This is a genomic window from Moorena sp. SIO3H5 (genome assembly GCF_010692395.1).
Lineage (GTDB): Bacteria > Cyanobacteriota > Cyanobacteriia > Cyanobacteriales > Coleofasciculaceae > Moorena.
In genome coordinates, this window is sequence record NZ_JAAHHS010000734.1 from 1 (window position 1) to 1,626 (window position 1,626).

A 1,626-nucleotide genomic window follows, 5' to 3' on the forward strand; every position below is an offset into this window, starting at 1 on the left:
TCATCTGTCCGCCTCCCGGTCGTCTCCCACTATAATCTTCGATTTAGTGGTGAGAGGAAAGGGAGGACAGGGTTTAAATCCCATAAGCATAACCATCTTTTCTGTGAATAAATTGACAATATTTATGACTGATTCCTTGCACCAGCCCTAATTTAGTTGAGATGTTGAAAGATCCTGATTTTCGAGTGGCTACTCGCCCAACGTAAGTGCCGACCTTCTTTCCTTTAGTTACCACTGCGTGAACAATATCTCCTGTTTGAAAACCTTTGTGAAATTTAATTCTGGAGCAATGACGAATAGGGAATCCATACTTATTCGTTCTACAGAGCTGACGAGTACCGTGTCCTTTGGCTGTTATCAGCAACGGTAGGGTTACTTCAATAATCAATGTTTCAACTTTTCCAACATTTGCTGCATCTAACCAATGAGCTTTAGGAAGACTTTGGCGGCACCTATTGAATTTAGTTAATCCACCGCTACCTACTTCAACAGGTAATCCTATTGATTTGAGTACGTGATATAGCTTCCAACGGGTTATATTTACAGAAGCCGCATCAGCCAGTGGACGCTTAGCTTGACGTAGTATGCGTTTCAGGAGGCTAGGCTTTTTCGACAGAAAAAGTTCAATATCTTGATTGGATTTAGCCTGGTTACATGAATGACAAGCAATAGTTAAATTAGAAACCCGATTAGAACCACCTCTAGATTTAGGCTTAATATGCTCAATTTCTAATTGAGTACCTGTTGCCCCACAATAAGCACACTTGCGATTCCATTTTTCAAGTAGATATTCGCGAAGTTCATAACCGTAAAGTGTACCTTGTTGGTACTCAATACCAGATATTTCAGGATTTTGCAGCTTTTGAGTGTCGAACCTAACCAATTCTTGGGATATACCGGTGACAGGACAGAATCGAATCAACTTTTTAACCCAAGTTAAAATATTTTGAACTCTGGACGTCAAACTAGGCGCTAACCAACCTTTCGGTCTAGTTCTATTTGAAAATCTGGGCTTACGGTATCGAGTTTTACGACTTCGCCGAGACCGCCTTAACTGCCTACGAGAAGTTAAATTATCTCGGATTTGGAAACCTCTGTGAGTAAGTTCAGCGCCCCAAATAACTCGCTGCCCTTGGATAATAGCCAAACCTGTTGTTTTAGCACCAGGATCTATTTTTAATTGATGCTCGTGAGTTACTGGATTTTTTATCTCCTCCGTCAAAATTATGGTGAATGGGTAACGACGATAGACCTTTGCTTTTCCTGCCGAAAGTAAAATCCTAGCTCTTGCAGGCTTACATGGATCTAAGGGTTGTCGGTTTTTGTTGAGTACAAAGACACGCATAATTGTGTTTTCTCCTATTGCTAGGGTTAGGTTAGCCGAGTGCTTCGCACACGCTTCGCGAACGTCAAGGTTATTTCTCGGTACTTTCCCAGTCGCACTGGCTTAACTCAATTACACCTGTTTAACGATTGGGTTCTAGAGCTAGGGACTGGCTACGCATCCCTAGGTAGGAACATTAACACTTAGAAATAACATAGTTCTCAGGAACTTAGACTGGTCAACTATAAGCTTCTTACAAGCTCCCGTCATAATCCAAAGGATTTGACGGTGAGTTATTGACT

The 1,626-nt window shown here is 41.5% G+C and carries 1 protein-coding gene; it reads right to left on the bottom strand.

Annotated elements, in window-relative coordinates:
- Window positions 1-73: 73 nt before the first annotated feature.
- A complete protein-coding gene (gene iscB / locus F6K52_RS36050) occupies window positions 74-1,345 on the bottom strand; it encodes an RNA-guided endonuclease IscB (RefSeq protein WP_293089980.1) in 1,272 nt (423 codons plus the stop codon).
- Between the last annotated feature and the right edge of the window lie 281 nt (window positions 1,346-1,626).